This is a genomic window from Stenotrophomonas sp. YJH_SMC_29 (assembly GCF_059371235.1).
On the sequence record NZ_JCAFUK010000008.1, the window covers coordinates 67,008 to 90,548 of the forward strand.

18 protein-coding genes are annotated in these 23,541 nt (G+C 68.2%); 13 read left to right on the forward strand and 5 right to left on the reverse strand.

Annotated features, from left to right (window positions below; all coding sequences use genetic code 11):
- Position 1: 1 nt before the first annotated feature.
- Both AC5P9I_RS10605 and AC5P9I_RS10610 read right to left on the reverse strand, forming a co-directional pair.
- A complete protein-coding gene (locus AC5P9I_RS10605) occupies positions 2-751 on the reverse strand; it encodes a fimbrial biogenesis chaperone (protein ID WP_049464974.1) in 750 nt (249 codons plus the stop codon).
- Positions 751-1,281 (reverse strand): Csu type fimbrial protein, encoded by a 531-nt coding sequence (locus AC5P9I_RS10610; protein ID WP_049464971.1) that lies wholly within the window; start codon positions 1,279-1,281, stop codon positions 751-753. Before AC5P9I_RS10610 ends, AC5P9I_RS10605 begins: the two co-directional genes overlap by 1 nt.
- 230 nt (positions 1,282-1,511) lie before the next feature.
- Here AC5P9I_RS10610 and map point away from each other — a divergent pair, with 230 nt between their 5' ends.
- From map to AC5P9I_RS10650, 8 genes are all read left to right on the forward strand, one after another.
- Positions 1,512-2,297: a type I methionyl aminopeptidase gene (map, locus tag AC5P9I_RS10615; RefSeq protein WP_049464969.1), complete on the forward strand. Its 786-nt coding sequence runs from the start codon at positions 1,512-1,514 to the stop codon at positions 2,295-2,297.
- Between the two features lie 20 nt (positions 2,298-2,317).
- A complete protein-coding gene (locus tag AC5P9I_RS10620; RefSeq protein ID WP_462442525.1) occupies positions 2,318-4,927 on the forward strand; it encodes a [protein-PII] uridylyltransferase in 2,610 nt (869 codons plus the stop codon).
- Positions 4,927-6,006: a 2,3,4,5-tetrahydropyridine-2,6-dicarboxylate N-succinyltransferase gene (dapD, locus tag AC5P9I_RS10625; protein WP_049464966.1), complete on the forward strand. Its 1,080-nt coding sequence runs from the start codon at positions 4,927-4,929 to the stop codon at positions 6,004-6,006. Before AC5P9I_RS10620 ends, dapD begins: the two co-directional genes overlap by 1 nt.
- 2 nt (positions 6,007-6,008) lie before the next feature.
- On the forward strand, positions 6,009-6,875 hold the full coding sequence (locus AC5P9I_RS10630) for a hypothetical protein (protein ID WP_130768553.1): 867 nt from the start codon (positions 6,009-6,011) through the stop codon (positions 6,873-6,875).
- A 31-nt stretch (positions 6,876-6,906) separates the two neighbouring features.
- The gene (locus tag AC5P9I_RS10635; RefSeq protein ID WP_176421996.1) at positions 6,907-7,278 is read left to right on the forward strand and encodes an arsenate reductase; all 372 of its coding nucleotides are present in this window, start codon (positions 6,907-6,909) and stop codon (positions 7,276-7,278) included.
- The gene (gene dapE, locus AC5P9I_RS10640) at positions 7,275-8,402 is read left to right on the forward strand and encodes a succinyl-diaminopimelate desuccinylase (RefSeq protein ID WP_049464962.1); all 1,128 of its coding nucleotides are present in this window, start codon (positions 7,275-7,277) and stop codon (positions 8,400-8,402) included. The genes AC5P9I_RS10635 and dapE overlap by 4 nt, the downstream gene beginning before the upstream one ends.
- Positions 8,403-8,775: 373 nt before the next feature.
- Positions 8,776-10,467: an asparagine synthase B gene (asnB, locus tag AC5P9I_RS10645; RefSeq protein ID WP_049464960.1), complete on the forward strand. Its 1,692-nt coding sequence runs from the start codon at positions 8,776-8,778 to the stop codon at positions 10,465-10,467.
- A 97-nt stretch (positions 10,468-10,564) separates the two neighbouring features.
- Positions 10,565-11,953 (forward strand): cation:proton antiporter domain-containing protein, encoded by a 1,389-nt coding sequence (locus AC5P9I_RS10650; protein ID WP_049464958.1) that lies wholly within the window; start codon positions 10,565-10,567, stop codon positions 11,951-11,953.
- A gap of 82 nt (positions 11,954-12,035) precedes the next feature.
- Here the strand turns inward: AC5P9I_RS10650 and AC5P9I_RS10655 are convergent, their stop codons facing one another.
- Entirely contained in the window at positions 12,036-14,363 is a 2,328-nt protein-coding gene (locus AC5P9I_RS10655; RefSeq protein ID WP_049464956.1) for a penicillin acylase family protein, read from the reverse strand.
- 123 nt (positions 14,364-14,486) lie between these two features.
- On the opposite strand from AC5P9I_RS10655, the gene bfr reads away from it, so the two are divergent.
- The gene (bfr, locus tag AC5P9I_RS10660) at positions 14,487-14,975 is read left to right on the forward strand and encodes a bacterioferritin (RefSeq protein ID WP_005415872.1); all 489 of its coding nucleotides are present in this window, start codon (positions 14,487-14,489) and stop codon (positions 14,973-14,975) included.
- A 361-nt stretch (positions 14,976-15,336) separates the two neighbouring features.
- Here bfr and parC read toward each other — a convergent pair whose 3' ends face one another.
- Both parC and AC5P9I_RS10670 read right to left on the reverse strand, forming a co-directional pair.
- Entirely contained in the window at positions 15,337-17,580 is a 2,244-nt protein-coding gene (gene parC / locus AC5P9I_RS10665; protein WP_049464954.1) for a DNA topoisomerase IV subunit A, read from the reverse strand.
- Between the two features lie 60 nt (positions 17,581-17,640).
- Complete coding sequence (locus AC5P9I_RS10670) at positions 17,641-18,522, reverse strand: helix-turn-helix domain-containing protein (protein WP_049464952.1); 882 nt, start codon at positions 18,520-18,522, stop codon at positions 17,641-17,643.
- Between the two features lie 172 nt (positions 18,523-18,694).
- Between AC5P9I_RS10670 and emrR the strand changes: the two genes are divergently transcribed.
- Genes emrR through emrB form a run of 4 tightly spaced genes read left to right on the forward strand, consistent with a single transcriptional unit; the run spans position 18,695 to position 23,415 of the window.
- Positions 18,695-19,138 (forward strand): multidrug efflux system transcriptional regulator EmrR, encoded by a 444-nt coding sequence (emrR, locus tag AC5P9I_RS10675; RefSeq protein WP_049464950.1) that lies wholly within the window; start codon positions 18,695-18,697, stop codon positions 19,136-19,138.
- Positions 19,135-20,628 carry a multidrug efflux transporter outer membrane subunit EmrC gene (emrC, locus tag AC5P9I_RS10680; protein WP_049464947.1) on the forward strand — a complete coding sequence of 498 codons (1,494 nt, stop codon included), beginning with the start codon at positions 19,135-19,137 and terminating at the stop codon, positions 20,626-20,628. Before emrR ends, emrC begins: the two co-directional genes overlap by 4 nt.
- Positions 20,629-20,639: 11 nt before the next feature.
- A complete protein-coding gene (gene emrA, locus AC5P9I_RS10685) occupies positions 20,640-21,821 on the forward strand; it encodes a multidrug efflux MFS transporter periplasmic adaptor subunit EmrA (RefSeq protein WP_049464945.1) in 1,182 nt (393 codons plus the stop codon).
- Between the two features lie 7 nt (positions 21,822-21,828).
- Positions 21,829-23,415, forward strand: a complete 1,587-nt coding sequence (emrB, locus tag AC5P9I_RS10690) for a multidrug efflux MFS transporter permease subunit EmrB (RefSeq protein WP_049464943.1) — start codon at positions 21,829-21,831, stop codon at positions 23,413-23,415.
- Positions 23,416-23,541: the final 126 nt, after the last annotated feature.

The following is a 23,541-nucleotide window of genomic DNA, read 5'->3' on the forward strand; positions in this document are numbered from 1 at the left end:
CTCAGCGAGCCGGTGGGGGCGACAGTGGCGTCTGTTCCGACTCGCCATTGAGCTTGGCCGTGATCTGGTCGTTGTCGCGGTCGATCGCCGTGCGTTCGATCGGCCAGCGCATCACCTGGCCCGGCAGCACGTAGCCCAGCAGTCCGGGGTGGACAATGCGCGGGCGCGCGGCGCTGCCCAGCGCAAGATCGGCGATCTGCGCGTAGCTGTCGCCCGTATTGGCGACCTCCACGCCATTGCGGCCGTCCGCCAGTGTCATCAGGCGGGCCTGCAGCCGTGGGGCCAGGCGGCCGGTGGAAGGCTGCACGAACACCGGGATCGAATAGCGCAGTACGAACTGCATGCCCTCGGCACGGGTGGCCAGGTCGGGTACCTCGTCCACGATCAGCCGGTAGTGCCGCTGTGCAGGCGGGGGCTCGTTGTCCGGACGCATCACCCGCACCAGCTGCTGCTGTCCAGCGGCCAGCTCCTGCATCGGGGGTGTGGCGATCAGCTCGTCGGTCGGCAGCAGCTGTTCCTGGCCGTCCTGTTGCACCCAGCGGAACAGGCGCACCTGCAGCGTCACCGGCGAGGTGCCGCTGTTGGTCAGCCACAGCTCACCGGCACGCTGGCGCGCCTCCAGCTGCAGGCTGGTGGGCGCGACCTGCAGGCTGGTGGCGCCGGCAGGGGCGGCGCCCAGCAGGCACAGGGCGAGCAGCGCCACGCCGGTGGCGCGCCACGGGCGGGGTCCGGCCATGCGGGCGTGCTCCATCAATAGGTGATCGTGGCGGTAACCGTATCCAGGTAGTTACCCGTGGCCGGATTGTTGGTGCTCAGGTTCAGGATCTGGCCGTAGACGATGTACGGCACGGCCAGGCCGGTGCCGATGCCGGCCTGGGTATTGGTGCCGGTTGTGGCGCCCCAGACCAGGGTATGCGCGGCATCCTGGTAGAGCTGGTAGCCGACATAGTTGTTGGCGGTCACCGCGGCATTGGTGTTCTTCATGCGCCGGGTGGTGACGTCGTTGGCGGTACCGGCGTTGGCGCCCGCATTCAGCGCAATCGTGTAGGGCGTCAGTGCCGAGCATTGCGCGGTCACCGTGCCCTGGCCCAGGGTAGGCGTGGCGGTGGTCGAGGCGGCGGTGCCGAAGTCGACGTTGGTGGCCGCCGCCGCCGTGATGGTGCAGGCCTTGGTGACCACCAGGGTGACATTGAAGGTGGTGGTGTCGGCGGCCAGCGCCTGGCCGGAAAGCAGCAGCCCGGCCAGGGCCCAGCCCAGCGGGGATCGAACTGGGAATCGCATGGACAACCTCCCTGACCCGAAGGTCCGTTGAACAAGGCGAAGACGGCACGTTCGGCGCCGCGGTGACGACTGCGAGGCCAGCTTAGGAAGCGTAAGTGTCTGTAATACGTGATAAATAAGAGAGTGAAAGAGCGGACGCCATCACGCTTTCACTTTCTTTGCCGGAACTGTGCATGGCTTGGAACGCCAGTTGGGTGGCGTTCGTTCAGATTGCGGCCGGATCGGCGATAATGGGTGCCATGAGCGTGAATCTGAAAACCCCGCAGGAAATCGAGATGATGCGCATCGCCGGCCGCCTGGCCAGCGAAGTGCTCGACATCGTCGCCCCCCACGTCAAGCCCGGTGTCACCACCGAGGAACTGGACCGCATCTGCCACGATCACATCGTGAACGTGCAGGGCGCCATTCCGGCCAACGTCGGCTACCGCGGCTTCCCCAAGACCGTGTGCACCTCGGTCAACAACGTCATCTGCCACGGCATCCCCAGCGAAGGGAAGGTGCTCAAGGATGGCGACATCATCAACATCGACGTCACCGTCATCAAGGACGGCTGGCACGGCGACACCAGCCGCATGTATTTCGTCGGCACCCCGTCGGTGATGGCCCGCCGCCTGGTGGAGACCACTTACGAAGCCATGTGGCGCGGCATCCGCGCAGTGCGTCCGGGCGCCACCCTGGGCGACATTGGCCATGCCATCCAGAGCTATGCCGAAGGCGAGCGGTTCAGCGTGGTGCGCGAGTACTGCGGCCACGGCATCGGCAAGGTCTACCACGACGAGCCGCAGGTGGTGCATTACGGCCGTCCGGGCCAGGGCCTGGTGCTGCAGCCGGGCATGACCTTCACCATCGAGCCGATGATCAACGAGGGCACCCGCTACAACAAGGTGCTGCCGGATGGCTGGACCGTGGTGACCAAGGACCGCAAGCTGTCGGCGCAGTGGGAGCACATGGTCGCGGTCACCGAGACCGGCGTCGACGTGCTGACCCTGTCGCCGGGCGAGTCGCAGGTCTCCTGACGATGTTGCCGGCGAGTTCGCTGCTGGACACGCCGGCCGCGTCGCTCAACGACCCGGACTGGGCGGCTGCCGCGCGCCACGCGCTGCAGCAGGCCGACGCGCGCCTGTACCGCCGCTTCGACCAGGGCGACAACATCGAGCGCCTGCTGGCGCTGCGCGCACGTGCCGCCGACCACCTGATCCGCCTGGCCTGGCAGCGTTGCCTGCCGGCCGGCAGCGGCCTGTCGCTGTTCGCGGTGGGCGGTTATGGCCGCGGCGAACTGTTCCCGCGTTCGGACATCGACCTGCTGGTGTTCGGTGATCCGCCGGCGCAACTGGCGCACGAAGCGGCCCTGGCGCGGCTGTTCGCGCTGCTGTGGGACTGCGGGTTGGCGGTCAGCCATGCGGTGCGCTCTGCATTGCAGTGCCGCGAGGCGGCGGCTGACCAGACCGTGTTGACCGCGCTGATCGAGGCGCGTCCGATCCTGGCCGATGACGCCGCCCGCCGCGCGCTGCGCGAGGCCATCGACGACCGCGAGCTGTGGCCGGCGCGTGCCTTCTTCCTGGCCAAGCTGGAAGAGCTGCGCGTCCGCCACCAGCGCTTCGGCGATACCGCCGACAACCTGGAGCCGGACCTGAAGGACGGTCCCGGTGGCCTGCGTGATCTCAATACGCTGGGCTGGATGGCGCTGCGCGCCTTTGGCGTGCGCGACCTGGAGGCCCTGGTCGGGCTCGGCCATCTGGGCGCCGACGAAGCTGCGGCGTTGAAGCGCGAGCGTGCAGTGCTGGCGCGGTTGCGCTTCGGCCTGCATCTGGTGGCGCGCCGCCCGGAAGAGCGCCTGCGTTTCGATTACCAGAAGACCCTGGCCGCGCGCCTGGGCTTCGAAGACGATGCCGAGAACCTCGGCGTCGAGAAGATGATGCAGGGCTTCTACCGCGCCGCGCTGGTGGTGCGCCGGATCAGCGACCGCCTGCTGCAGCGCTTCGAGGAACAGTTCGACGGCGAGGCGCAGCCGGAGCCGCTGACCGTGGGCTTTTCCCTGCGTCGTGGCTACCTGGCCGCCAACGAGGCCGACTGGCCGCAGGGCGACATCGGCCAGGTGTTCGCGCTGTTTTCCAGCTGGGCCAACAACCCGCAGGTGCGCGGCCTGCACTCGCTGACCGCGCGTGCGCTGGCCGAGTCGCTGCCGCTGCTGCCGGCCTATGACCAGGCCGACGCCGACGCACGCGAGCATTTCCTTGCCCTGCTGCGTGGCCAGCGCCCGGTCGACACGCTTTCGCGCATGGCGCGGCTGGGCGTGCTTGGCCAGTGGATTCCCGCGTTCGCCCAGGTCAGCGGGCGCATGCAGTTCGACCTGTTCCATGTCTATACGGTCGACCAGCACACGCTGATGGTCCTACGCAACATCGGCCAGTTCGCCAGCAGCCGTGCCGACGAACGCTTCTCGATCGCGCACGAAGTGTGGCCACGCCTGCGCAAGCCGGAACTGCTGCTGCTGGCCGGCCTGTTCCATGACATCGCCAAGGGCCGCGGCGGCGACCACTCCGAGCTGGGTGCGGTGGACGCGCGTGCGTTCTGCCAGGCACATGCACTGAGTGGCACCGATACCGAGCTGGTCGCCTGGCTGGTCGAACAGCACCTGCGCATGTCGGTGACGGCGCAGAAGCAGGACATCGCCGATCCGGTGGTGATCCATCGCTTCGCCACCCTGGTCGGCAGCCGCGACCGCCTGGACTACCTGTACCTGCTGACCTGTGCCGATATCGCCGGCACCAGCCCGAAACTGTGGAACGCCTGGAAGGATCGCCTGCTGGCCGACCTGTACTTCGCCACCCGGCGCGCGCTGCGCGAAGGACTGGAGCATCCGGTGCCCGCTGCCGAGCGCGTGGCCGAGGCGCGTGACAGCGTGCGCGCACTGGTGCGCGAGCAGGGCTATGACGACGCCACCATCGACCGCCAGTTCGCGGTGATGCCCGATGAGGGCTTCATCCGCCTGCGGCCCGAGCAGCTGGCCTGGCAGGCCGCCGCACTGGTGCCCGTGAAGCAGGGCCAGACCCTGGTCAAGGTGCGCCGGATCAGTGTCGACGACCCCGCGCTGGAAGTGTTCGTGCACTCGCCCGACCGCGATGGCCTGTTCGCCGCGATCGTAATGACCCTGGACCGTAAGGGCTACGGGATCCACCGTGCACGCGTGCTGGACGGCCCGGCCGACACCATCTTCGACACCTTCGAAGTCAACCCGGCCGACACCTTTGCCGATGGCAGCAGTGCCAACCTGGAGGCGGCGCTGCGTGAGGCCCTGAGCGGCGACCTGACGCGGCTGCGGCCGTCACGCCGGGTGGTGCCGCGACAGCTGCGTCATTTCCGTTTTGCGCCGCGCATCGAATTCCGCGATGAACCGGGCGCGACCCGTTTTGCCCTGGTCGCCCCCGACCGTCCCGGCCTGCTGGCCGATGTGGCGTTCGTGCTGCGAAACCAGGGCCTGCGCGTGCATGATGCGCGCATTGCCACGTTCGGCGAACGCGCCGAAGACACCTTCGTGATCAGTGACGAACACGACCTCCCCCTGACTGAACCTGCCCGGCAGCAGCTGCATGACGCGATGCTGGCCTGCCTGGACCCTGATCGAAACGCCGGAGACCCCGCCTGATGGCCACCAAGCCCGCCAAGAAGACCGCCGCGACCCCCAAGAGCGCAGCGGCCCGGAAACCTGCTGCCGCCGCACCGGCCGCGAAGAAGACCCCTGCGCCGAAGAAGGCCGCTGCGGTGAAGGCCCCGGCGAAGAAAACGACGGCGGTGAAGCGTGCTGTGAAGAAGCCGGCGCCGGCCAAGAGCGCCGAAGCCGTCCGCGCCGAAACCATTGCCCGCAAGTCGCTGCGCAAGCCGTCGGCACCGGGCGTTGAAGAGCTGAAGTTCGGCATCGAGAGCGCCTTCGAGCGCCGCGCGACGCTGACCCTGCACGAGCTGGAAGGCTCGACCAGGCCGCTGGTCAACCGCGTGATCGACGGCCTGGAGAGCGGTGAATTCCGCGTCGCCGAGCCGGACGGCCAGGGCGGCTGGAAGGTCAACGAGTGGCTGAAGAAGGCGGTGCTGCTGTATTTCCGCGTCAACGACATGGCGGTGGTCGATGCACGCCCGGCACCGTTCTGGGACAAGGTCGAATCGCGCTTCGCCGGCTATGACGAAGCGAAGTTCCGCCGTGGCGGCGTGCGCGTGGTGCCGGGTGCGATTGCCCGCCGCGGCACGTACTTCGGCAAGGACGTGGTGCTGATGCCGAGCTTCACCAACATCGGTGCCTACGTCGGCGAAGGCACCATGGTCGACACCTGGGCCACCGTCGGTTCCTGCGCGCAGATCGGCCAGCACTGCCACCTGTCCGGCGGCGCCGGCATCGGCGGCGTGCTGGAGCCGCTGCAGGCCAGCCCGACCATCATCGAGGACCACTGCTTCATCGGTGCCCGCTCGGAAGTGGTGGAAGGCGTGGTGGTCGGCCACCACAGCGTGATCGGCATGGGCGTGTTCCTCAGCCAGAGCACCCGCATCTACAACCGCGCCACCGGTGAGATCAGCTACGGCTACATTCCGCCGTACAGCGTGGTGGTGTCCGGCTCGCTGCCAAGCAAGGACGGTACCCATTCGCTGTACTGCGCGGTGATCGTCAAGCAGGTTGATGCCAGGACCCGCAGCAAGACCAGCGTCAACGACCTGCTGCGCGGCCTGGCCGACTGAAGATGACTGCGCCGGAGGATCTGGCGCCGTCCGCGATCTACCGGCATCCGTCCGGCACCCTGTTCGGGCGGATGCTGCCGCGCCTGCTGCACGCCCCGCGCTGGACCCGGCTGCGCCGCGCGCTGTCGCGGCGCTGGCCGATGCCGGCGCTGGCCAGCGATGTGCGCGACGTGGTCTACGTCAGCTGGTGGGTCGACGTGCGCCACGCGCCGATGCCACCACCCGGCCATCACTACGTGGTCCATGCCGGACGCACGCCCTACACCATCCTCAGCTATCGGCACGGCCATTTCGGGCCGGCGCTGGCCGGGCCGCTGCGCTCGCTGATGCCGTCGCCCAGGCAGAGCAACTGGCGCTGGTACCTGCGCCGTGACGATGATCCGGACGGGACGCCGGTGGTGTTGTTCGATCGCAACGTGATGGACCAGCTGGCCTTCGTCGCCGGCGCGCGCGCCTTCAGCGATGTCATGCAGCCGCATCTGTCCACGCGCTTCGCGCATGTGGTGCGCACCGATGGTGGTGGGCACACCGTGGTCGAAGGCGGGCAGGGCAGCGCGCCAGCGCTGCACCTGCAGTGGCAGGCGGCTGCGGGCTGGGACGATGCCGGGTGGGCGGCGGCCTTCGGCGGCCACCAGGCCCTGCTGCGCTTCCTGACCTGCCAGGACCAGGCCATCGCCCGGACCTGTGATCACCGCTGGGCCAGCACCCGCATCGCGCTGCCGGTGGAAATCGCCCACCTGCAACCGTTGCGGCTGGACGGCGAGCCGCAGTGCCCGCGGCTGCAGGCCATGGGCGTGGCGTTGCAGGAGGGGCTGGCCTTCCGGTTGCCGCAGGTGCCGTTCCGGGTCGTGTCCGAGCGCCTGTTGTGAGATTCTGGCCCTCTGTTTTCCAGCATCACAGATGGCCATGAGCACCACTGTCTACGGTTTGAAGAACTGCGATACCTGCAAGAAGGCGACCAAGTGGCTGGACCGCTTCGGCGTGCCGTACACCTTCATCGACTACCGCGACAACAAACCCAGCCCGGAAATGCTGCTGGCGTGGGCCGCGCAGCTGGGTGGGCTGGCCGCGATGGTCAACAGGTCCTCCACTACCTGGCGGCAGCTGCCGGACAACCGCAAGGCCGCGGACTCCGAGGCCGAATGGAAGCTGCTGCTGCGCGAGTACCCGCAGTTGATCAAGCGCCCGCTGGTGGTCACTACCGACGGCGCGGTCAGCCAGGGCTTCAGTGACAACGGCTTCAAGGCCCGCTTCGGCGTCGGTGACGCATGAGCGCGGTCCTCGACCTGACCTGCGAGCTGATCGCACGGCCCTCGGTGACGCCGGACGATGCTGGCTGCCAGGCACTGCTGGCGGCGCGCCTGGAGCAGGCCGGGTTCCAGTGCGATCACCTGCGGCTGGGCGAGGTCGACAACCTGTGGGCGACCCATGGCCAGGGCGCGCCGGTACTGGTGCTGCTGGGCCATACCGACGTGGTGCCGACGGGCCCGCGCGAGGCCTGGACCAGCGACCCGTTCACGCCGCAGGTCCGTGACGGCGTGCTGTATGGCCGTGGTACCGCCGACATGAAGGGCAGCGTGGCGGCATTCGTGGTGGCCGCCGAGCAGTTCGTCGCCGCGCACCCCGATCACCCCGGCACGCTGGCGGTGCTGCTGACCAGCGACGAGGAGGGCGATGCCATTGATGGCGTGCGCCACGTCGCGCGGCTGTTCGCCGAACGCGGCCAACGCATCGACTGGTGCATTACCGGCGAGCCGTCGTCGACCGCGACGCTCGGTGACCTGCTGCGCGTGGGGCGTCGTGGCAGCCTGTCGGCCAAGCTGCGCGTGCAGGGCGTACAAGGCCATGTGGCGTATCCGGAAAAGGCGCGCAACCCGATTCACCAGGCGGCGCCGGCTCTGGCCGAATTGAGTGCGCGGCGTTGGGATGACGGCTACGAGAGTTTCCCGCCGACCAGCCTGCAGATCTCCAACATCCACGCCGGTACCGGTGCCAACAACGTGATTCCCGGCGAGCTCGAAGTGGATTTCAACATCCGCTACAACCCGCACTGGGATGCGTCGAAGCTGGAAGCGGAGATCACCGCACTGCTGGACCGGCACGGCCTGCAGTACGCGCTGAAGTGGCATCGCAGCGGCGAGCCGTTCTACACCCCGGAGGGCACGCTGCGCGCCACCGCGCGGGCGGTGCTGGCCGAGCACATCGGCCGTGCGCCGGAAGAAAGTACCGGCGGCGGCACGTCCGATGCACGCTTCATTGCGCCGCTGGGTGCGCAGTGCATCGAAGTGGGGCCGGTCAACGCCAGCATCCACCAGGTGGACGAGAACGTGCGCGTGGACGATCTGGAAGCACTGCCGGGGCTGTACCAGCGGCTGGTGGAACGGCTGCTGGTGTGAGGCATGGCGCCGGGCACGGCCCGGCGCTACCCCTGTGGGCGCCGACTGCTGGGTGCCGACCGTTGGTCGGCACACCTTCACCTGGTTGCCAATGCAACGGTTGCGCTGCGCCGGAAAGCAGGGTAGGGTCGATGCCATGTCGATCCGCCTGGCCACCGCCGTCAACAACAACCGCAATAATCTGCGCGCGAATAATCGTGCGTGGCCGATGCGGGACTGCGCCCTGGGTAGATAGACAGCAACACACGCCCGGACACCAGAAAACCCGCATCGGTCGATGCGGGTTTTTTTGTGCCCGGGCGCAGCCTGCCCGGGCCTGGATGGCCGGTCGAACACCTCCCACCCGTGAAATTCCCCCAACAGGAGCTCCCCCATGTGTTCGATCTTCGGAATCTTCGGCCTGCAGGCCGGTGACGATCTTCCGGCCCTGCGCCGCCATGCGCTGGAACTGTCGCAGCGCCAGCGCCACCGTGGCCCGGACTGGAGCGGCGTGTATCTCGACGAAGGCGCGCTGCTGGTCCACGAACGGCTGGCCATTGTCGACCCGGCCGGTGGTTCGCAGCCGCTGCTGTCGGCCGACGGCCAGCTGGCACTGGCGGTGAACGGTGAGATCTACAACCACCAGGCATTGAAGGCGGCGCTGACCGCCGCCTACGACTTCCAGACCGGATCGGACTGCGAGGTGATCAACGCGCTGTACCGCCAGGGCGCTTCGCCGGCGCAGTGGCTGGAACAGCTCAATGGCATCTTCGCGTTCGCGCTGTGGGACCGCGACAGTGGGCGTGTACTGGTGGCGCGCGACCCGGTCGGCGTGGTGCCGTTGTACTGGGGCCATGATGCCCAGGGCCGCCTGCGCGTGGCCTCGGAAATGAAGGCGCTGGTCGATACCTGTGCCGATGTCGCGCAGTTCCCGCCGGGCCACTACTTCGACAGCGCCAGTGGAGAGCTGGTGCGCTACTACCAGCAACCGTGGCGCGACTATGCCGACGTGCAGGGCCGCCAGGCCGACCTGGCCGAACTGCGCCAGGCGTTCGAGCATGCGGTGGAACGCCAGCTGATGAGCGATGTGCCGTACGGCGTGCTGCTGTCCGGTGGCCTGGACTCGTCGCTGGTGGCGGCGGTGGCCGCACGCTATGCGCGTCGCCGCATCGAGGATGGCGGGCAGACCGAAGCCTGGTGGCCGCGGCTGCACTCGTTCGCGATTGGATTGAAGGGCTCGCCCGACCTGGCTGCCGCCGCGATCGCCGCCGAAGCACTGGGCACCGTGCATCACGGCTTCGAGTACACGTTCGAGGAAGGCCTCGATGCGCTGCCGGAGGTGATCCGCCACATCGAGACCTACGACGTCACCACCATCCGTGCATCGACGCCGATGTTCCTGCTGGCGCGACGGATCAAGGCGATGGGAGTGAAGATGGTGCTGTCCGGCGAGGGCAGCGACGAGATCTTCGGTGGCTACCTGTACTTCCACAAGGCGCCGGACGCGCGTGAGTTCCACGATGAGCTGGTACGCAAGCTCGACGCCCTGCACAACTACGATTGCCTGCGTGCCAACAAGTCGATGATGGCCTGGGGCGTGGAACCGCGCGTGCCGTTCCTCGACCGTGAGTTCCTTGACGTGGCGATGCGCTTCGATGCCGCGCACAAGATGGTCGGTGCCGGTTTTGGCGGCCGTCGCATCGAGAAGGCCGTGCTGCGCGAGGCGTTCGATGGCTACCTGCCGGACAGCATCCTGTGGCGGCAGAAGGAACAGTTCAGCGATGGCGTGGGCTATGGCTGGATCGATGGGCTGAAGGCCCATGCCGAGGCGCAGGTGAGCGACCGTGTACTGGCGGCCGCCGACAAGCGCTTCCCGCACAACCCGCCGCAGACCAAGGAGGCGTACTACTACCGCCACCTGTTCGAGCAGTTCTTCCCGAGCCGGGCAGCGGCCGAGACCGTGCCGGGGGGCAAGTCGATCGCCTGTTCGTCGCCCGCGGCCATCGCCTGGGACGCCAGTTTCGCCGCGGCGGCGGATCCGTCGGGCCGGGCGATCGCCGGAGTGCACGAGCAGGCGCTGGCCTAGGCGCGAGAAAGGGGAGGGAGGACGGCGCGTCGTAGCCACAAACGTCTTAATCCCCTCCGTCCCCTTTTTTGTATGATCGCCCCCCGTACATTGGGGAATGTTCATGGACGTACAGAACGGGGGCCAGGCGCCGCAGATGAAGTGGGGATGGCGCTACCTGGGCTGGGCCGTGGTACCTCTGCTGGCCGGCGTGCTGCTGGCCCGCTATGCCGGGCCGGTTGCGCCCGAAGCGGTTGCGCGTGCCACGGCCGCCACCGAAGGCAGCTGGGCGCAGCACCTGGCGTCACCGCTGGGCCTGTTCCTGCTGCAGCTGCTGGTGCTGCTGCTGGTGGCCAAGGGCGCGGGGGCGCTGCTCAAGCGTCTGGGGCAGCCGGCGGTGATCGGCGAGATGGCGGCCGGCCTGATGATGGGGCCGCTGGTGCTCGGCAGCCTTCTGCCGCACCTGCAGGGGGCGCTGTTTCCGGCCAGTTCGCTGGGCCCGCTGGGCATGCTCAGCCAGCTGGGCGTGCTGATGTTCCTGCTGGTGGCCGGTGCCGAGCTGGACCTGGCAGCACTGCGTGGACGCCGGCGTTTCGCCTTTACCGTCAGCCATGCCGGCATCGCGGTGCCGTTCGTGCTCGGCGTCGCCCTGGCCATCTGGCTGTATCCGCAGCATGGCCCACAGGGGGTGGGCTTCACGGCATTCGCACTGTTCGTCGGCATTTCGATGAGCATCACCGCCTTCCCCGTGTTGCTGCGCATCCTTGCCGATCGCGGCATCACGCAGACGCCGCTGGGTCAGACCGCCATCGCCTGCGCAGCACTGGGCGATGCCACCGCGTGGTGCCTGCTGGCATTGATCGTGGCCGCTGCCCAGGCCGGCGGCTGGTTGCCGGCCAGCCTCAACCTGCTGTGCGTGGTCGCGTTCGTGGCACTGATGCTGGGGCTGGTGAAGCCGTGGTTCGCCCGCCAGCAGGTCGCGCCGGGGCGTGAGGGACGCTGGCTGCTCGGCATCCTGCTGCTGTCGCTGGGCAGTGCGCTGGTCACCGAGATGCTGGGCATCCACGCGCTGTTCGGTGCGTTTGCCGCAGGCGTGGCGGTGTCGTCCAACGCGCAGCTGCGTGACCTGTTGATGGCCCGCGTCGAACCGTTCGCGGTGACGCTGCTGCTGCCGTTGTTCTTCGCCATGACCGGGCTGCGCATGCGCGCCGATGCGCTGCAGGCCAGCGACATCGTGCTGTGCGTAGTGGTGATCGCGGTGGCCACGACCGGCAAGCTGCTGGGCACCTTCAGTGCCGCGCGCAGTGCCGGCATGCCCACGCGCGAGGCGTGGCGGTTGGGCGCGCTGATGAACACCCGCGGCCTGATGGAACTGATCGTGCTCAACCTGGGTTACGAGCTGGGCCTGCTCGGCGACCGCCTGTTCGCGGTGCTGGTGATCATGGCGCTGGTGACCACGGCGATGACCGGACCACTGCTGAACCTGATCGAGCGGCGCAGGGGCTGACCGTTGAACGGTAGTGCCGGCCGCTGGCCGGCAACCTGATGATGCTGGATGCACCTGCATGGATGCCGGCCAGCAGCCGGCACTACCGCGCTGGCACCAGCGTCATGGTGTGCTGCGCCTTGCCGGGCAGGAACGGTGTCGGGCGCCCGTGCACCCAGTCCTCGTGGCCGGCGCCCCAGTACGGTGACAGCGGGTGGCCGCTCTGGCCGCCGGGCATGTGCACGATGCCGTCGGCCTCGTGGCCCGGAGAAACCACCATGCGTTCGGAGGCGCCGAAGTTCGGCGTCTGCACGCGCGGCATGTCGCGGTCGCCGGGCAGGCGGTCGGCCGGCATGCACAGCCAGCGCTTGGCGATGTCCGGCAGCGCCCGTGCGATGGGGTGGCAGATCGCCGCCGTGTTGCGTTCGCCCCAGCTGCGCTTGGCCAGCGGTCCCTGCTTGGCCAGCTCACTTTCGGTACGGCGTGCCGCGTCGATCAGCAGCGCATCCCAGCTGTCGAAGGCCGGGGGCAGCAGATTGGCCGGACGCTGTTGCAGCATCGGCCAGGCCACGCCTTCCAGCTGTGCCAGGCGCGGCTCCAGGTAGGCATCGCCCAGCTGCGCGTTGGCGGGTGCCAACAGTGCGTCGGACAACGTCTGCATCACCTGCGTACGGAACTCCCGCACCACCCGGTAGCTGACCGAGCTGGCCGAGGCACGGCCACCCCATTGATGGCTGGCCTCCTTCAAACGCTTCAGGGCAGGGTCGTCACTGCGTTCGATGACGTCGTGCAGCAGGGCCCACCAGCGCTGCAGGAACACGGCGCGGTCGTCGAGCTGGATCGCCAGCAGGTCGTGCTCGTCGAAGCGGTCCTGGATGGCGAGCAGATCGCGGATCTGCCGCGCGCGGGCGCCCAGGTCATATCCACCGTTGCCGACATTGGCCAGTGACTCGCCGTCGAGGACGCGGCCGTTGGCGGTCCACAGGCGATGGTTGGGTGGGTCGATCAATGCCGGCGAGGCGTCGCTGCGGATCGGCCAGGGGGCGCAGTCCTGGTTGCTGGCGGCGGTGAAGCCCGCAGGCGCACAGCCGGGACCGCGATCCGGACGGGCGCCGATCAGGCGCCAGGCGATGCGTCCGCTGCGGTCGCCGACCACCAGGTTCTGTGCGGGAATGCCGGCGCGGTCGGCGAAGCGCAGGGCAGCGTCCAGGTCACCGGCACGGGCCAAGTCACCGAAGTCCAGGCGCACCGCACCGGGCAGGTGGGCGACCCAGCGCAGCGCATCACCACTGCCATCGGCGTGGGTATGCAGGATCGGCCCCCATGCGGTTTCGCGTACCGGGAACCGCACATCGGCCTGGCCGGCCACGGCGATGCGTTCTTCATGCACGGTCACCGTGGCGTTTGCCGGTTCAGTGCGGTAGTCCGCGGTGTCGATGTAGCTGTTGGTGAAACCCCAGGCGACGTGTCCGTTGCTGCCGACGATCACGGCCGGCAGGCCCGGCAGCGAGAAACCGGTGACGTCGACCTGGCCGCCAGCGGCCTGTGGGTCGGGGTAGCGCAGGCGCACGCGGAACCACAGGCCCGGCGCGCGCAGGCCCAGGTGCATGTCGTCGGCGACGATCGCGCGACCGTCGGCGGTAAGCGCCCCGGCCACCGCGAAGTTGTTGCTGCCGACGGCGTCCACCTCTTCCTGCGCGGTGCCGGATTTTCCCTTCAATGTGCGCAGGTCGAGCTGGCTGGCATCGGGCAGGGCGGCGTTGCCGGTGGGTTCGCCGAACAGCGGTGCATCCCATTCGGTGCCGTCGTGGGCGATCAGCGCGTACAGCGCCGGCGGCACCACCGCGCGGATGCGGCTCAGTGCAAGCTCGGTCTGGTTGCCGGGGTCCTGCAGGTCGGCGTACATGGCCAGCCCGGTCAACACGCTGTCGCTGGCCTGCCAGGGCTGCGGCGGCTGCCGCAGCAGCAGGTAGGCCCACGGGCGCACGGAGAGATCGGCCAGGCCCTCGTTGACGCCATCCACGTAGGCGCGCACGGCCTCGCCATTGCCGCCCAGTGCGGCCTGCAGATTCGCCTCGGTGCGTGCTCGCAGCCGGTGCACGCGCATGCGCTTGTCGGCGTCGATGGCCTTCGGCCCGAACAGCGCCGACAGCTCGCCAGCGGCACTGCGGCGCATCAGGTCCATCTCGAAATAGCGCTCCTGCGCATGCACGCGGCCCAGCGCGCGCATCGCATCGGTCTGGCTGCCGGCCGTGATGGTGACCACGCCCAGCCCATCGCGCTCGATGGTGACCGGCTTGGCCAGGCCCGGCAGTGGATGCTCGCCGTCCAGGTCGGCCAGGCTGCCGCGCAGCAGCAGCCACAGGACCAGGGCGGTGACCAGCACGATGGCGATCACTACGCCCAGCATCCAACGCCATGTACGTCGCATCGCACGTCCTTTCCGAACTCGTGGGCCGATTGTAGCCGCAGGCGCAACTGCGACTGATTCCGATTAGATCACCGTCGCCGGAAATGCGTCACCCTATGCCGCATCGATTCACAGGAGCCCCCCATGAAAGGCAACCCGGACGTCATCGCCTGCCTGAAGGAACTGCTGCGCGGCGAGCTTGCTGCGCGCGACCAGTACTTCATCCATTCCCGCCGCTATGAGGACCAGGGCCTGTTCGCGCTGTACGAGCGCCTGAACCACGAGATGGAAGAGGAAACCCAGCATGCCGATGCGCTGCTGCGCCGGATCCTGTTCCTGGGCGGCGACCCGGACATGCGCCCGCATGCCACCGAGCCCGGCAAGACCGTGGAGGAGATGCTGCAGAAGGATCTCGATACTGAATACGCCGTTCGGAACAATCTCGCCGCCGGCATGAAGCTGTGCGAGGAGAAGGGTGACTACGTGAGCCGCGACATCCTGCTGGCGCAGCTGAAGGACACCGAAGAAGACCACGCCTGGTGGCTGGAACAGCAGCTGGGCCTGATCAAGCGCATCGGCCTGGAGCTGTACCAGCTGAGCAAGATCGACGGCAGCGGCGCCCCGGCGCACTGAGCCGCAGGTGGCGCCGGGTAATTCCCGGCGACCACCCGGTAGAGCCGACCGCTGGTCGGCTGCTCTGCAGAAAGCAGCCGACCAGCGGTCGGCTCTACCAGAAGCGGGAAGCAGCCGACCAGCGGTCGGCTCTACCAGAAGCACAGCGTTCTGTCGCCCGCCAGCACCGGAGCACCGCGAGCCCGCCTTCGCCCGCCAGCCGCTCCACCGCCCGCCAGCCGACAACGAAAAAGCCGGGGAATGCCCCGGCCTTTTCGTGCCTGACGTCCGTCACAGCGCGCCAACCAAGGCTGACACCTGCCAGGAGCAATAGTCCGGGGTCAGAGCCCGTTCCGTTGGAACGGGATCCGACCCCAAGCCCTCACTCCACCGACAGCCCTTCCACCTTCTGCCAGCCGCGCGGCAGCAGGTGGCCGCGGGTGGCGCGGGCGCCGAGATAGGCGTCGAGCTCGTTGAACTTCAGGCCCATCGTGCGCTGGCCGCTGCGCACCTGCAGGGTCTGCCCCGGGCTGATCGCCACGATGGCGACCACGCGTTCGGTGGCGAGCTTGGCCTTCGGAATCTCGATGATCTTGTTGCCCTTGCCCTTGTCCAGTTCCGGCAGGTCGTTGGCGGCGATCGCCAGCAGGTTGCCCGAACTGGTCACCGCCACGATGCGGTCGGTGGCGACGTTGGCGACCACCGACGGGGTCAGCACCGACGAGCCCGCCGACAGGTTCAGCATCGCCTTGCCGGCCTTGTTGCGGCCGATCAGGTTCTCGAAGCGGGTGACGAAGCCGTAACCATGGCTGGAGGCCAGCACGAAGCGAGTGTCCGGCTCGGCGCTGGCCAGGGTCACGAAGCTGGTGCCCGGCGCCGGCGAGAAGCGGCCGGTCAGCGGTTCGCCATTGCCTCGTGCGGAGGGCAGGGTGTGCACCGGCGTCGAGTAGGCGCGGCCCTCGCTGTCGAGGAACGCGACCTGCTGGGTGCTGCGCGCGCGCACCGCGCCCTGCAGTCCGTCGCCTTCGCGGTAGGACAGGGCCGATGCATCGACGTCGTGGCCCTTGGCGGCGCGAATCCAGCCCTTCTCCGACAGCACCACGGTCATCGGCTCGCTCGGCACCAGCTCGGTCTCGTCGATCGCCTGGGCGGCCTGGCGCTGCACCAGCGGCGAACGGCGTGCGTCGCCGAACTTCTTGGCGTCGGCGGTCAGTTCGTCGCGGATCAGCTTCTTCAGCTTGGCCTTGCTGTCCAGGATGCCGAGGATCTTCTCGCGCTCCTTGGCCAGTTCGTCCTGCTCGCCGCGGATCTTCATCTCCTCCAGGCGGGCCAGCTGCTTCAGCTTGGTTTCCAGGATGTACTCGGCCTGTTCCTCGGACAGGCCGAAGCGCGCGATCAGCGCGGCCTTCGGTTCGTCCTCGGTACGGATGATGTGGATCACCTCGTCCAGGTTGAGGAAGGCGACCAGCAGGCCTTCCAGCAGGTGCAGGCGGCGCTCGACCTTCTGCAGGCGGTGCTGCAGGCGGCGGGTCACGGTGTTGCTGCGGAAGACCAGCCATTCGCTGAGCAGCATCTTCAGGTTCTTCACCTGCGGACGCCCATCCAGCCCGATCACGTTGAGGTTGACGCGGTAGCTGCGCTCCAGGTCCGTGGTCGCGAACAGGTGGCCCATCAGCTGGTCGGCGTCGACGCGGTTGGAACGCGGCACCAGCACCACGCGCACCGGGTTGGCGTGGTCGGACTCATCGCGGATGTCCTCCAGCCACGGCAGCTTCTTGGCGCGCATCTGTGCGGCGATCTGCTCGATCACCTTCGACGGCGACACCTGGAACGGCAGGGCGGTGACCACGATGTTGCTGGCTTCCTTGGTGAAGGTCGCACGCGCACGCACGCTGCCGTTGCCGGTCTCGTAGATGGTCCGCAGGTCGTTGGCCGAGGTGATGATCTCGGCGCTGGACGGGTAGTCCGGGCCCTGCACGTGCTCGCACAGGTCGCGCACGCTGGCATCGGGGTTGTCCAGCAGGTGCAGCAGTGCGCTGACGATCTCGTTGAGGTTGTGCGGCGGCACGTCGGTGGCCATGCCCACGGCGATGCCGGTGGTGCCGTTGAGCAGCAGGTGCGGCAGCCGTGCCGGCATCCAGGTCGGCTCCTGCAGGGTACCGTCGAAATTCGGTGCCCAGTCGGTGGTGCCCTGGCCCAGCTCGCCCAGCAGCACTTCGGCGATCGGGGTCAGCTTGGATTCGGTGTAACGCATCGCTGCGAACGACTTCGGGTCGTCGCTGGAGCCGAAGTTGCCCTGGCCTTCGATCAGCGGGTAGCGGTACGAGAACGGCTGCGCCATCAGCACCAGCGCCTCGTAGCACGCGCTGTCGCCGTGCGGGTGGTATTTACCGATGACGTCACCGACGGTGCGCGCGGACTTCTTCGGCTTGGACGCGGCATTCAGGCCCAGCTCGCTCATCGAATAGATGATGCGGCGCTGCACCGGCTTCAGGCCGTCGCCGATGAACGGCAGGGCGCGGTCCAGGACCACATACATCGAGTAGTCGAGGTAGGCGCGCTCGGCGTACTCGCGCAGCGGCAGTTGTTCGAATCCGTGGAACACGGGGCGGGCAAGTTCGGTCATGCGGCGTTGTTACCTGTTGTCGGGAGGCGGCGACGGCGGTCGCCGCTCGCAATCCTGTGATTATCCGGATGCGGCGGGGGATGCCAAGCCGCGTGCAGGGTCCAGCCCGGTTTCCAGGCCGTGCCCGGCCCGCGCCAGGTAGCGCCCGGGGGGCAGCCCGAAGTGGCGGCGGAACACGGTGACGAAGGCGCTGGCGCTGCTGAAGCCCAGCGCATGGGCGATGTCGGCCACGCTGCGGCCGTCGGTCAGCTGGCGCAGGGCCTCGGCCAGGCGTGCCTGCTGCCGCCACTGGGCGAAGCTGAGCGTGGTCTCATCGCGGAAGTGGCGGGTCAGGCTGCGCGGCGACAGGCCGGCCCAATGCGCCCATTCGGCCAGGCTGCGTTCGTCGGACGGATCGGCCAGCAGCTGCGAGGCGATCTTCAGCAGGCGCCGGTCGTGCGGCATCGGCAGGTGCATGCGCTGGCGCGGCGCGGCGCGGATCTCGTCCAGCAGCACGTCGATGATGTGCTGGCGCTCGGGCGTGGTGGCATCGCCCAGCGGCCATTCGCAGATGCGGTCGGCCAGCGCCTGCGCCAGTTTGGACAGTCCCAGCACGCACGGATCGGCAGGCAGGGTGGCGCAGGCGGGCGCGGCCAATGCCATGCCCCAGCCGCGCAGCGGGCCGTCGAGCGTGACCGTATGGGGCTCCAGCGGCGGCATCCAGCCAGCCGAGCCCGGCGCCAGCGACCAGGTGCCATGCGAGGTGCGGGTGGTCAGCAGGCCGCGTTCGACGCAGATCAGCTGGGCGCGCTCGTGGTGGTGCCAGTCGACCTCACGGGCCAGGCCCTGCTGGCTGTCGAAGCGGAAGGCGATGACCGGCGGGCCGTCGTTGCGCTCGAACCAGTCCAGTGCCTCATCCCTGAGCAGGCGTTTGGGAACCTGAATTTCTGCCTTGTTCATCATGTCCGCTGGCTGAAATGTGACATCCATTGGCTGGATTGTACTACCGGGCCACCTGACCAGATCATTAAGGTAGGCGCCTTCACTGATCGAGCCCGCTGCTGCAACACAGCATTCGATGCCAGATCGAATATTTCCATTGAGAAATATTTTTTTTGGAAGAGAATGCTCCCCCATGATCTGTCCTGCAACCACTCCCCCCAGCTTCGGCCTGCTGCTGCGCCAGGTGCGCGACGGCCTGGTGCGCCAGCTCGACGCGTCCATGGCGGAAGAAGATCTGGGAATCGGCTTCACCCATTACATCGGGTTGAAGGTGCTTTCCCACATGGCGCCCTGCACCGCCAACGAACTGGCCCAGGCCATCGACCAGGTGCCCAGCGCGGTGACCCGCCTGCTGGACAAGCTGGAGGCGCTGGGCTGCGTCCGCCGCGAGGCGCATGCGCAGGACCGGCGGGCGCTGCAGATCGTGCTGACCGACGAAGGCCGTGCGTTGTGGGCGCGGCTGAAGCTGCGCGGCGACGCGGTGATGGATTACGCGCTGCGTGATCTTTCCGCCGCCGAGCGCACGCTGCTGCTGTCCCTCCTTACCCGAATCCGCGATTCACTGACGACCCCATGAACCCGATCCCGCATTCCACTTTCCGCCGGTCCGGGCGCGCGCTGCTGGTGTCAGCGCTGGCGCTGGCCCTGGCCGCCTGCGCAAGCAGTCGTGGCCTCAACCCGCAGGGCCACGTGCTTGACGTGGACAGCCTGCACAGCGAACGCACCCTGGCCGACACCGACCTGAGCGCCACCGGCTTCCCGGCGCAGGACTGGTGGAAGGCACTGGGCGATGCGCAGCTGGACGCACTGGTCGCCGAAGGCCTGGCCGGTCATCCGAGCCTGGACGCCGCCGACGCGCGCCTGCGCCAGGCCCAGGCCCAGGTCGGTACCGCGCGCGCCGACGAGCTGCCCAGCCTGTCGGTGTCCGGCGGCTACACCGGCCTGCGCCTGCCCGAGTCGATGGTCGGCAGCGAGATGGGCGGCCGCTATGGCGGCAGCAGCCAGGTCGCCTTCGACTTCAGCTACGGCGTGGACCTGTGGGGCGGCAAGCGTGCCGCCTGGGAAGCGGCGGTGGACGGCGCGCACGCCGCCACCGTTGAAGCGCAGGCCGCGCGCCTGAACCTGTCCACCGGCATCACCCAGGCCTATGCCGACCTGGCCTACGCGTGGCAGCTCAACGACGTGGCTGAGGAAGAGCTGGGCCGCTCGCAGAAGTCATTGGAACTGACCCGCCAGCGCCGCCGCGCCGGCATCGACAGTGACCTGCAGGTGCGCCAGGCCGAGGCCCGCGTGCCGGCCGCCCAGCAGCAGGTGCAGGCGGCGCAGCAGCGCATCGATGCGGCGCGCACCGCGCTGGCCGCGCTGGTCGGCAAGGGTCCGGACCGCGGCCTGTCGATCCAGCGCCCGCAGCCGCTGAACCCGCTGGCGCTGCAGCTGCCGGGCGTGCTGCCCAGCGAACTGCTGGGCCGTCGGCCCGACATCGTGGCCGCACGCTGGCGTGTTGAAGCGGCCGACAAGCAGATCAAGGTCGCCAAGACCAAGTTCTACCCAAGCTTCAACCTGACCGCGCTGGCTGGCGTGGTCGCCCCGAACGTGGGCGACCTGCTGAAGAGCAGCTCCACCTTCGCCTACATCGGCCCGGCGCTGAGCCTGCCGATCTTCGAAGGCGGCAAGCTGCGCGCCAACCTGGCCAACACCGACGCGCAGTACGACCTGGCGGTGGCCAACTACAACCAGACCGTGCTCGATGCGCTGCGCGATGTGGCCGACCAGGTCAACGCGGTGCGCTCGCTGGCACAGCAGGCGCAGTCGCAGCAGCAGGCGGTGGACACCGCACGCGCTGCCTTCGACCTGGCCCAGCAGCGCTACCGTGCCGGCATCGGCAGCTACCTGGACGTTCTGAGCGCGCAGTCCACCCTGCTGCAGTCGCAACAGCAGCTGGCCGGCCTGCAGTCGCAGCAGGTACAGACGTCGGTGCGCCTGAGCAAGGCGCTGGGCGGTGGTTTCGTGCCCACTGACGCCGACCGCGCCCCGATCGCCTCCCGTTCCGAATCCTCGCATTCCTGAAGACTTCCGCCATGAGCCAGACCCAAGACACTGCGGCCCCGGCCGCCCCCAACCGCCGCGGCAACCTGCTGCGCGGCCTGTTCGTGATCGTCGTGCTGCTGCTTGCCGCACTGGCGCTGTGGTACTTCATGTTCGGCCGTTGGTTCGAAGAAACCGACGATGCCTACGTGCAGGGCAACCTGGTGCAGATCACCCCGCTGGTGGCCGGTACCGTGGTCGCCATCAACGCCGATGACGGCATGCGCGTGGAGCGCGGCCAGCTGCTGGTGCAGCTGGACCCGTCCGACACCTCGGTGGCGCTGCAGCAGGCCGAGGCCAACCTGGCCAAGACCGTGCGCCAGACCCGTGGCCTGTACCGCAGCGTGGAAGGCGCGCAGGCGGACTTGAATGCCCGCCAGGTGACCCTGAAGCGCGTGCGCGAAGACTTCGCCCGCCGCAAGGACCTGGCCGCCACCGGCGCCATCTCCAACGAAGAACTGGCCCACGCCCGCGATGAGCTGGCCGCTGCCGAAGCGGCCGTGGCCGGTTCGCGCGAGACCGTCGAGCGCAACCGCGCGCTGGTCGACGACACCGTGATCGCCACCCAGCCGGATGTGCAGGCGGCCGCCGCGCAGCTGCGCCAGGCCTTCCTCAACAACGCCCGCGCCGGCATCGTCGCGCCGGTCACCGGCTACGTTGCCCGTCGTTCGGTGCAGGTCGGCCAGCGCGTGCAGCCGGGCAATGCGCTGATGGCGGTGGTGCCGACCGAGCAGATGTGGGTCGAGGCCAACTTCAAGGAAACCCAGCTGCGCCACATGCGCCTGGGCCAGGAAGTGGAGCTGAAGTCGGACCTGTACGCGGGTGACGTGAAGTACAAGGGCCGCATCCAGAGCCTGGGCCTGGGTACCGGCTCGGCGTTCTCGCTGCTGCCGGCGCAGAACGCCAGCGGCAACTGGATCAAGATCGTGCAACGCGTGCCGGTGCGCATCGCCATCGATGCCAAGCAGCTGGCCGAGCACCCGCTGCGCATCGGCCTGTCGATGAAGGCCGAAGTGAGCCTGCGCGACCAGAAGGGCGAAGTGCTGCCCAGCGCCCCGGCCAAGGGCACCGTGTTCGATACCGACGTGTACGCCAAGCAGCTGCATGATGCCGACGAGGTGATCCACACGATCATCCAGGGCAACCTGCCGCAGCAACAGGCAAAGGTGGGCTGAGGTCGCCATGTCCGCACAAGCTCCAGCCGCACCCGGCGCTCCGGGTGCACCGGCGGCGCCGGGTGCGGCCTCCGGGTTCCTGCCGCCCAGCGTGGCCCTGTGCACCGTGGGCCTGGCGATGGCGTCGTTCATGCAGGTGCTCGACACCACCATCGCCAACGTTTCGCTGCCGACCATCGCCGGCAACCTGGGGGCCAGCTCGCAGCAGGCGACCTGGGTGATCACCTCGTTCGCGGTCAGCACGGCCATCGCGCTGCCGCTGACCGGCTGGCTCAGCCGCCGCTTCGGCGAACGCAAGCTGTTCGTCTGGGCCACGCTGGCCTTCGTCATCACCTCGCTGCTGTGCGGCCTGGCGCAGAGCATGGGCATGCTGGTGCTGTCGCGTGCGCTGCAGGGCTTCGTGGCCGGCCCGATGTACCCGATCACGCAGTCGCTGCTGGTCTCGATCTATCCGCGCGAGAAGCGCGGGCAGGCGCTGGCGCTGCTGGCGATGATCACGGTGGTGGCGCCGATCTGCGGGCCGATCCTCGGTGGCTGGATCACCGACAACTACAGCTGGGAATGGATCTTCCTGATCAACGTGCCGCTGGGCATCTTCGCCGCGCTGGTGGTGGGCAACCAGCTGAAGGGGCGCCCGGAGCAGATCGAGAAGCCGAAGATGGACTACGTCGGCCTGGTCACCCTGGTGATCGGTGTCGGTGCCTTGCAGCTGGTGCTCGACCTGGGCAACGACGAGGACTGGTTCTCGTCGATGAAGATCGTGGTGCTGGCCTGCGTGGCCGTGGTGACGCTGACGGTGTTCCTGATCTGGGAGCTGACCGACAAGGATCCGATTGTCGACCTGAAGCTGTTCCGGCACCGCAACTTCCGCGCCGGCACGCTGGCGATGGTGGTGGCCTACGCGGCGTTCTTCAGCGTGGCGCTGCTGATCCCGCAGTGGCTGCAGCGTGACATGGGCTACACCGCGATCTGGGCGGGCCTGGCAACGGCGCCGATCGGCATCCTGCCGGTGATCATGACCCCGTTCGTGGGCAAGTATGCGTCGCGCTTCGACATGCGCATGCTGGCCACGATCGCCTTCATCGTGCTGTCGATGACCAGTTTCCTGCGCTCGAACTTCAACCTGCAGGTGGACTACATGCACGTGGCCGGCGTGCAGCTGATCATGGGCATCGGCGTGGCACTGTTCTTCATGCCGGTGCTGCAGATCCTGCTGTCCGACCTGGACGGGCGCGAGATCGCCGCGGGCTCGGGCCTGGCCACGTTCCTGCGTACGCTGGGCGGCAGCTTCGCGGCCTCGCTGACGACGTGGCTGTGGGCGCGGCGTACCCAGGTGCACCATGCCGACCTGACCGAACACATCTCGGCCTATCAGCCCGGTATGCAGGACCAGGTCACCGCGATGGGGCAGGGCGACCTGCAGCACGGTGCGGCGGTACTGAACAACATGATCAACCACCAGGCGTCGCAGATGGGCTTCAATGACATCTTCTTCCTGCTCGGCTGGATCTTCCTGGCGATCATCACCTTCCTGTGGCTGGCCAAGCCGCCGTTTGGGGCGGGTGCCGGTGCCGCTTCGGCCGGTGGGCATTGATCGATCCGTGCCGTTGAAACGCAGAAACCCCGCCGCAAGGCGGGGTTTTTCTTTTGGGGGATCCACGCCATGCGTGGATGGATCTCGGGGCGTGTGGATTCCCTGGCCCCGGAAACGAAAAAACCC